The organism is Marinobacter sp. UBA3604 (genome assembly GCF_002375325.1).
GTDB classification, from domain to species: domain Bacteria; phylum Pseudomonadota; class Gammaproteobacteria; order Pseudomonadales; family Oleiphilaceae; genus Marinobacter; species Marinobacter salarius.
The window spans coordinates 1-9,120 of sequence record NZ_DFMB01000010.1 but is presented as its reverse complement, the minus strand read 5'-3'; the positions used below and the strand labels follow the sequence as shown (position 1 = coordinate 9,120).

Genomic DNA, 9,120 nt, shown 5'->3' with positions numbered 1-9,120 from the left:
CTAACCCGCGATGAACCTTTTTTATTGCTGTGAAAAACTCAGTTCCAGACCGCCAGTTGCTCTCCGCGCTGATCCAGCCGCCACCATTTCTCATCCTCCACGGGCTCCCCTTCTTTCCAGTCACCGGGGCTGCAGCGAATCTCGGTATCCATGGCGCGCCAGGCACTCCGGGCGCAATCGAGGTCGGACACCCAGGGCAGATCCTCACCCTCCAGGATCACAGAGGTGTATCGCTTGCCACCTGCACCGGGGTACAGATTAATGCGGACTCTATGCGCCCGATAATGAGCTGATCCTTTCACCGCCCTGTCACCCAGCGCGTCATCCCTGAGCTCAATGTCGTCCAGATGACTGGCAAGCCAGCTCGATACCGCTGACGACTCCAAGTCACGAATGTAGATTTCGAGATCCCGCACCTTCTGTTTCTCCTGCCGGTTGATCACAATGGACCACATAGTGAACCGGCCCGGGGCGGGCTGCAACCCAGCGTTCGAGTTCATGGCGAAGGTCATCCATTTTCAGGGTCCTGAGCGTACCCTCTGCTTTTCGCTCATGCCACGCCACCTCCGCCGCCGCACGCTCAACGGCCAGGCTTTCAAGGGATCGCTCCAGTGCCTCTGTCGGTTGTTGCCTGGCCATTGCCACCAGTGACTGTCGCCGCAGCGTATCGGTCCTGCCAGCGAGCGCCATACCCTCAATAGGGCCTCGTTCGGCAAACAGGTTCAATCGGGCGGCTGCGCGCTCCACCCACTGGATCATACCGCCAGGAGACCCGACCAGCCGACTCCGGCTTGAGGCGGCATAGCGGATAAGCGCCTGGGACAACTCTATGTTCCAGCGCTTTTCAATCGCTGGTTGATGAGCCGTCAGGATGGCAACCTTCTGGCCAGTACTCGTGCCGGGCATGTCAAAGATATCGAAATCCCGCCCCAGGCAACGCTCCAATTGCCCAACGGCAGCCTCTGCTTCCGGTGAGTCTGGCCCCAGCATGACCACGGGGCCCGGATATCCGGTAACCAGACTGCGGGCCACGCTGAGCTCGGGCGCCATCATTGCAGCCAGGTCCACCGGAGAAACGTTATCCAGAACCAGCGCGGGATAATCCTTGCAGTGGATGCCTTTGGACGGAATGGCGGGATTCTCGCTGGCCATGATTTCCGCCTCATTGCGAAGGTCCAACCTTATAAAACCACAATACAGGAACGGCAATAGTGCCTGTAGCCAACTGGTTTTACCGGTACCCCTTGCCCCTCTCACCCACACCAGCGCTCTTGGAACCGAGACCAGGGTAATCGATACATCTTCCGCCAGCTCCAGCCAGTCCAGGTCGGTAATCACAACGGGCGTATCGCCTTTGTCGGAGGTTTCGGCGACTTGCTGCTGTTCGTCCGCAGCGGGCCACCGGTCGACCAGTTCCAACACCGCAACGTAGGCTTTCTCCTGCAGGCGTTCGGCGTTACGAGTCAGCACCGACAACAGGATGGGCCAGTCCAGCCAGGGGGCATTGCTCAGTTCGCGGGCAGAAGAAAACCAGTACATGAGCTGTGAGGACAACTGGCCCTCTCCGCCCACTTCGGTCACGATGGGTTGCTCACATTGGATAGTGCGGGTCAGTTCGTCAAGATCAACACTGCGGCTGCGCAGGAATCCGCAGATGGCAGGTTCACCATCCAGCAGCGCCAACAGGAAATCCTCAACGGTGATGGCATAACCACCTCGCTGGGCAACGCTGTCACGTGCCCGTTGCAGTGCGGTTTGACAGAGGGGGCTCAGGCATCCTTGCCAGTCTTCCATTCACTTCTCCTTGTGTTGTCGGGCATCATCCTGATGCCGTTTCATGTAGATCAATCAGACCCGGTTGTAGGTGTCCTCGAAACGCACAATGTCGTCTTCACCCAGGTAGCTACCCGTCTGCACTTCAATCAGTTCCAGGGGAATAACGCCAGGGTTGGTCAGCCGGTGGGTCACACCCAACGGAATGTAGGTGGACTGGTCCTCGGTCAGCAACAACACATCGTCGCCGCGGTTGACCGTGGCCGTTCCCTTCACCACCACCCAGTGCTCGGCACGATGATGATGTTTCTGCAGCGACAGCGACGCGCCCGGCTTAACCGTAATGCGCTTGACCTGGAAACGTTCCCCCATGGCGATACCTTCATAGGTACCCCAGGGGCGGTGGACCTTCTTATGGAAGCGGTGTTCATGGCGGCCCTGAGCCTTGACCTGGGCAACCAGCTTCTTCACATCCTGAACCCGACCACGATCGGCCACCAATACCACATCATCCGTTTCAACGATAACGTGATCCGTAATACCCAGCGCCGCAATCAGACGGCCCTCTGAGTGAATGTAGGAGCCGGAAACGTCTTCGGTAATCACATCTCCCCGGCACACGTTGTTGTTCTCATCGTGGGGCTGGATATCCCAAAGCGCGGACCAGGAGCCTACATCCGACCACCCGGCATCCAGGGGCACCACCACCGCATCGTGAGTCTTTTCCATCACCGCATAGTCGATGGAATCATCCGGGCAAGCCCTGAAGTTCTCGGCACCCACGCGAGTGAAATCCATGTCAGCGTTGCGCTCCTTCCAGGCAGCTCGGCAGGCTTTCATCATCTCGGGCTGCTGGCTTTCCAGTTCTTCAAGGTAGCGATCAGCGCGAAACAGGAACATGCCGCTGTTCCAGAAATAATCACCCTCTTTCAGATACTGGCGGGCGGTGTCTTCGTCCGGTTTTTCCACAAAGGCCGCTACATCGTTGTACCCTTCGTGGGCCGCGCCGGCCTTGATGTAGCCGTAGCCTGTGTGAGGCGCGCTGGGCACAATACCGAAGGTAACCAGTTTGCCGGAACGGGCGGCTTCAGCGCCCTGACTCACCGCCTGGCGGAATACATCCTGATTCTTCAATACGTGGTCAGAAGGCATCACCAGAAGCAACTCTTCCAAGTTTTCTTCCGCAGCCGCGAGGGCCGCGAGGGCAATGGCCGGGGCCGTATTGCGACCGACCGGCTCGAGGATGATCCCGGCGGTACGCTCCGGTGCCTGAGCCTGCAAATGGGCGGCGACCACAAACCGGTGCTCTTCATTGGTGATGGCCAACACCCGGGCTTTGTCATCCAGTGCCAAGCCACGATCGATCGTTTCCGCCAGTAGGGAATCGTCAGTCACCACCGGTAGAAACTGCTTGGGATAGGCTTCACGGGACAACGGCCAGAGACGGGTGCCGGAACCACCAGAAAGAATCACTGCAAGCATGGGTCGTCCTTGTCTTGAATTTTCACGAATTTTACCTCAAAAACCGCCAACCTGTCCTGCCAGTGACGATTAAACCGGCTCTAACGTGCAAACCTTCACACCTTCTTACCAGGCGCCGGCTTACCAGGTGCCGGTGTTTTCCATACTGGCCCAGGGCTCCTTCGCCGGTAGTGACTCGCCCTTCTGGAGCAGTTCAATGGAAATGCCGTCCGGCGACCGGATAAACGCCATGCGGCCGTCGCGCGGGGGTCGATTGATGGTAACGCCGTTGGCCTGAAGGTGACTACATAATGCATAGATGTCGTCCACCCGATACGCCAGATGCCCGAAATTGCGACCACCAGTGTATTCTTCCGGGTCCCAGTTATAGGTGAGTTCTATCATTGGAGCCCGCTCTTCCCTGGCCCGCGCTTCATCCTCGGCAGCCGCAAGGAAAACCAGCGTAAAGCGCCCCTTTTCACTGCTCTTGCGACTGATTTCCACCATGCCCAGTAGCTCGCAGAAAAAGTGCAGGGTTTCTTCCAGGTTGCTGACCCGGATCATTGTGTGAAGGTACTGCATATCGCCTCTCCTGATGTGTTGCCCCGAGGCCTATGACGGGGACTGATCAAATCAATGGTTTAGGGTATCCTGCCAGAATGAATCGACGCCCTGAAACCACAGCCCATCTCCAATACCGAGTTCCAGCCGTGCGCCACTTGGCGTGGATGTGTCATGCTCCCCAGCTTATCAGTTCTCCCATGGGTTTTGCCCCGGAAACTTACCTGCCGGATGATGCTGAAGAGCGCCTGAAGGTATGGGACAGTGCGCCCGAACTTGGCCCGGAGGTACTCACGGAACCACCGGCGCGACGGCTTGGGCACTATTTCGAGCGCCTGTACGAATGCCTGATGCAGGACCTCCTGGGCTGGGAGGTTATGCTCAAGAACCAGCCGGTCCGCAGCAACGGCATTACACTGGGCGAACTCGATTTCCTGGTCCGCAACCCTGCCGATAACGTGGTCGAACACCACGAAATTGCCGTGAAGTTTTACCTCGGCCATCAGGATGACGGTCAGGCGAGGCCACTCTGGTACGGGCCTAATACTCGGGACCGTCTGGATCTCAAAACCCAACGTCTGACCGACCACCAGAGCCAACTCACAGCAAGACCCGAGACCCGCAACCTTCTGGCGTCTCTGGACATCCAAACACCCGTTCGTCCACGAATTTTCATGCCGGGGTATCTGTTCTATCCCCTGGATACGCCCCTATCGCCACCGGAGTGCATCCCGGTGGGACACCTGCGTGGTGACTGGCTCTATATCAGCGATCTGGACGAAATGAATGCGACGGGAAACCTAACGGCCGCCGACGGGAAACGATGGATTCCGCTGGTTAAACCTCACTGGCTCGGCCCCTGGCGCCAACAAGAGACCCCCGATCCACAGAGCACCGAAGACGCATTGGCCGTCGTTCGATCGGCCGGTGTCCCCCGCCTGTTTGCAGTGCTGGAGCGGTCGCCAGAGGACGGTTACTGGAGTGAGACCTCCCGGGTGTTTGTGGTTCCGAGTACCTGGCCTGGAGTGCCTGATCAGCGCTGAACTGCCGTTGGCTATATCGTCTCCAGTTCCACACGATTCCTGCCGCCCTCCTTGCTGCGATAGAGTGCTCGATCCGCACGACTGATGGCGGAATTCAGGTTGTCGCCCGGGCGCAACTCACTGACGCCTGCACTGATGGTCAGATCGATGGGTTCGCCGGTCGTCGCCAGCCAGTCATGGGCCAGAAGCGCCTTGCGCATACGCTCCGCACTGGCCTGGGCGCTATCCAGGCCAGTATCTGGAAGCACCGCGAGAAACTCCTCACCACCCCAGCGGGAGATCAAGTCCTGAGTACGCAACTGGGCCTTGATAAGGTTGGCGACTTCAATCAATACCCGATCACCAACCTCATGTCCGTGCCGGTCATTGATGGCCTTGAAGTGATCAATATCAAGCACCAGGAACGCAACCGGGCGCCCTGTCCTCTGGAAGCGCGCCAGTTCCTTTTCCGCAAGCTCGGTCATTTGGCGCCGGTTGAATAGGGCGGTCAAAGAATCGGTTGTCGCCATCCGCCGCAGTTTTCGGTTTGCCGTGGTCACCATGGTGAGGTAGAAAAACGACAGGTAACTGAACATGGCGAACACCACACTCAGGTTAAACAGATAAACCGCGAGCAAGGCGCCAGGGGCAATGGGCTGTAGCGGCTCGATAACCCACATCACCAGATAAAGAGTGATGTAATAGCTCCACAGCGCCACCAGAAAGATCACCGCCGTTCGCAACGCCATGCTAACGAACAGCGCCGGAATGAACATCAGCAGGAAATAGTGAAAGCCGCTCTCCCAGCCGATAAGCAAAACGCCCAACCCAGCGTGGATAATCACTTCCGCCCAGATCAAGCTCATGGCCAAGCCATTCTGCTTCCTGGCCAATGCCCGGTAGGCCACCACGTACATGGTGACGCTTACCACGTTCACCCACGCCAATATCGGTGAACCGAGAAGATGGAAAAGAAAGAAGAACGCCACATCAACCGTGGCGGCAATCTGGCAACAGCGCTTGGCCACCTGCCAGAATTGCGGACGACGCTCCCTGATGGGTTCCCTGGCAGACATGGGTTTGGGCCGACTCATAAACAGTGATTTCCAAAACGGTTATCTTCAGGTTACCCCGAAAATTACCAGCCTGCTCACCACAAACGTTAAATACTGAAAATCTTTGAAACACCCGTACGAAGCGTGAAGCTCATGCAACCAGAACCCTGTTTCAGTAACCCGTTTGTGGCAGAATATTCCCCATCAACAACGAGATGATGGATCACTAGCATGGACGACCACAGCCAGTTCCGGCTGCTTTCAGAGCGACGCTTTCTGCCGTTCTTCCTGACCCAGTTCTCAGGCGCCTTTAACGACAACCTGTTCCGCAACATCCTGCTGTTGCTGATTACTTACACGGCTGGTGGCCTGCTGGGCCTGCCCATTGATGTGGTGGTCAACATCGCGGCGTTGCTGTTTATCCTGCCCTTTTTCCTGTTTTCAGGTATCGCTGGCCAACTGGCGGACAAGTATGAAAAGTCCCGTGTGATTCGCTGGGTAAAACTCGCGGAGATCGCCATTATGGCGCTGGCCGCCGCCGGGCTCTGGGTCGGCTGGTACGAATCGCTGCTACTGTTATTGTTCCTGATGGGCGTGCAATCCACCTTCTTCGGCCCGGTGAAGTACGCCATCCTGCCCCAGGTGCTTCGGGACGACGAACTGGTGGGCGGAAACGCGCTGGTGGAAATGGGTACCTTCGTGGCTATTCTTGTGGGCACACTCGCCGCTGGCCTGCTTATGGGCAGCGACCAACCGGAGAAACTCGCAGCAATCGGGGTCCTCGCCCTGGCCGTCATCGGCTACCTGGCAGCGCGGCAAGTCCCGGTGACCGGCACCACCAATCCCGACATGACCATACGCCTGAACCCACTGCGGGAAACCTGGCATCTGATGCGCCTGGCCGCGGAAAACCACTCGGTGTTGCTGTGCATCATGGCGATTTCCTGGTTCTGGTTCCTCGGCGCCGCCTACCTCACCCAGTTCCCCAGCTTTGCCCAGACCGACCTTATGGGTGATGAAACCGTGGTCACCCTGCTGCTGGCCATCTTCACCATCGGCATTGCGTTAGGCTCTGTCGCCTGCGAACGGCTTTCCGGCCATCGGATAGAACTGGGTATTGTGCCCATTGGCTCCCTGGGCATCAGCCTGTTCGGGCTCGACCTCTACTTCAACATGCCCGCCAACCCGGTACCAACCGACTGGTGGATGATGATCAGCGACAGCCAGCACCGGCAAGTGGCCATCGATCTGCTGGGGATCGGCTTTTTTGGTGGCCTGTTTATCGTGCCCCTTTACGCATTTGTGCAACGGGAAACCCCGGAGGAACGGCGCGCCCGTGTTATTGCGGCACTGAACGTGTTCAACGCCCTGTTCATGGTGGTCAGCGCCATCATGGGCGTAATGATGCTGGGCGTGATCGGCCTCAGCATCCCCGAGTTCTTCCTGGTACTGGCCATCATGAACCTGATTGTGGCGGGCTTTGTGTACCAGCAGGTGCCCGAATTCGCCCTTCGGTTTATTGTCTGGGTGCTTTCCCACACTATTTACCGGGTACACCACGAAGGCCTGAATCGCATTCCCGAGGAAGGACCGGCACTGCTGGTCTGCAACCACGTCACCTACATGGACGCCCTCGTGATTGCCGGCGCGATCAGGCGGCCTGTCCGATTCGTGATGGACTACCAGATCTTTAAAACGCCGGTACTCGGCGCGATTTTCAAGCTTGCCAAAACCATTCCCATTGGCTCCCGCAATCGGGTACCGGAGATCTACGACGCCGCCTTCGAGCGCATTGACGAAGAACTGGACGCCGGCCATGTCGTCTGCATCTTTCCCGAGGGCCGCCTGACCTCCGACGGTGAGGTAGCCACCTTCCGCGGCGGCGTGGATATTATCCTGGAGCGACGCCCGGTACCGGTGGTTCCCATGGCCCTGCGAGGCCTGTGGGGCAGCTTCTTCAGCCACTGCGGCGGGCCTGCGTTGAAACATCTTCCCAAGCGCTTCTGGTCGCGGATTGAACTCATTGCCGGTGAGCCGGTAACCGCGCAGGAGGCCAATGCGGAAATGCTGGAAGAAAAGGTCAAAGCCCTGAGGGGCAATCACCGCTAGGCATCCCCAAAACCGACTGGTTGTAATGATCTGAGCGACTGCTACTCTTTGACTATCATCAACTTTTAGTGCGACCGATCGATGGCGGTGTTGTGAACCACCCCCGCCATCCGGCCAGCACCTGCTTTGGTGGATGGACAGATGTTTAAGCAGGGATCGCCCAAATACGATCGACGACTCATTCGGTTGATCAGGCAGCTATTGAGTCACCTCTACACTACCCTTACCAGTGCGCTGATGGCCTGTGCCCTCGCCTTGCCGCTTCAAGCCAACGAAGCGGCTCCGACCATCAGGCTCACCAATGGGCACTGGCCTCCCTACATGGAAAACACACCACCTCATTACGGGGTCATTTCCCAAATCGTCACCCTAGCCTTCGCCAAGAAAGACATTCCCGTATCCTATGGCTTTTTCCCTTGGTCCCGCGCTCGCCTTCTGGCGGAAAAAGGCCGGTGGGACGGTTCAGTCGCCTGGACCTGCCGAAAGAAATTACTAAAGCATTTCCACTTCAGCGACCCTATCGTCGCCCATAACTACGCCCTGTTTCATCGCACCAGCATGGATTTCGACTGGGAAGACGTAAAAGACCTGGAAAGCTATCGCATAGGGCTGACCCAGGACTACAACTACGGCGAGGAATTCGAGGAAGCCGTCGCCGCCGGCACCATCAGTGCCGATGTCACCACCTCCGACGAATCCAACTTCCGTAAACTTGCGGCCGGCCGAATCGACCTGTTCCCGATGGAGCCCGCCGTGGGCATGGGTATGCTGAAAGAGCTCGGCCTCAGCGACAAAATCACCTTCCACACCACACCGCTGCAATCGGATTACTTGTACCTGACCCTGTCCAAACTGGTGCCAGAAAGTGAACGGTATCTGGAGAAATTCAACGAAGGGCTCAGTGAGTTGCGGGCGTCTGGCAGGCTGGAGGAGTTGATTACAACCTCACTGCCGGATTTGCCGGCTCGGTATCTGGTGGTGGAGGATGAGGTTCAGTGTGTGGAGTGAGGTCGACTACAATGCCTTTCCAGATTGGTCGAACACGAACGATCGTTCACAAGCCGGTACAGAATTTTCTGATAGAGCCTGTAAACCAAATTGTGTAATTGCCCACGACTGAGTAATCTTTTCAAAAGGAT

At 57.6% G+C, this 9,120-nt stretch carries 8 protein-coding genes; 3 read left to right on the top strand and 5 right to left on the bottom strand.

The window, feature by feature from the left end; translation table 11 throughout:
• Positions 1 to 38: 38 nt before the first annotated feature.
• The 4 genes from B2590_RS02320 to B2590_RS02305 form a co-directional block, all read right to left on the bottom strand.
• On the bottom strand, positions 39 to 416 hold the full coding sequence (locus tag B2590_RS02320) for a hypothetical protein (RefSeq protein ID WP_036206097.1): 378 nt from the start codon (positions 414 to 416) through the stop codon (positions 39 to 41).
• Positions 388 to 1,794, bottom strand: coding sequence for a hypothetical protein (locus tag B2590_RS02315; protein WP_075194512.1), 1,407 nt, complete (start codon positions 1,792 to 1,794; stop codon positions 388 to 390). Before B2590_RS02315 ends, B2590_RS02320 begins: the two co-directional genes overlap by 29 nt.
• A gap of 54 nt (positions 1,795 to 1,848) precedes the next feature.
• On the bottom strand, positions 1,849 to 3,255 hold the full coding sequence (locus B2590_RS02310; RefSeq protein ID WP_286811796.1) for a mannose-1-phosphate guanylyltransferase/mannose-6-phosphate isomerase: 1,407 nt from the start codon (positions 3,253 to 3,255) through the stop codon (positions 1,849 to 1,851).
• A gap of 120 nt (positions 3,256 to 3,375) precedes the next feature.
• Positions 3,376 to 3,816, bottom strand: coding sequence for a VOC family protein (locus B2590_RS02305; RefSeq protein WP_085681325.1), 441 nt, complete (start codon positions 3,814 to 3,816; stop codon positions 3,376 to 3,378).
• A gap of 77 nt (positions 3,817 to 3,893) precedes the next feature.
• Between B2590_RS02305 and B2590_RS02300 the strand changes: the two genes are divergently transcribed.
• A complete protein-coding gene (locus tag B2590_RS02300; RefSeq protein ID WP_273623016.1) occupies positions 3,894 to 4,838 on the top strand; it encodes a DUF1853 family protein in 945 nt (314 codons plus the stop codon).
• Positions 4,839 to 4,849: 11 nt separating this feature from the next.
• Here B2590_RS02300 and B2590_RS02295 read toward each other — a convergent pair whose 3' ends face one another.
• Positions 4,850 to 5,911, bottom strand: coding sequence for a GGDEF domain-containing protein (locus B2590_RS02295; protein ID WP_286811795.1), 1,062 nt, complete (start codon positions 5,909 to 5,911; stop codon positions 4,850 to 4,852).
• Positions 5,912 to 6,103: 192 nt separating this feature from the next.
• Here B2590_RS02295 and B2590_RS02290 point away from each other — a divergent pair, with 192 nt between their 5' ends.
• Both B2590_RS02290 and B2590_RS02285 read left to right on the top strand, forming a co-directional pair.
• A complete protein-coding gene (locus tag B2590_RS02290) occupies positions 6,104 to 7,981 on the top strand; it encodes an MFS transporter (protein ID WP_126810382.1) in 1,878 nt (625 codons plus the stop codon).
• A 141-nt stretch (positions 7,982 to 8,122) separates the two neighbouring features.
• Positions 8,123 to 8,989 carry a substrate-binding periplasmic protein gene (locus B2590_RS02285; RefSeq protein ID WP_286811794.1) on the top strand — a complete coding sequence of 289 codons (867 nt, stop codon included), beginning with the start codon at positions 8,123 to 8,125 and terminating at the stop codon, positions 8,987 to 8,989.
• The last annotated feature ends 131 nt before the right edge of the window (positions 8,990 to 9,120 follow it).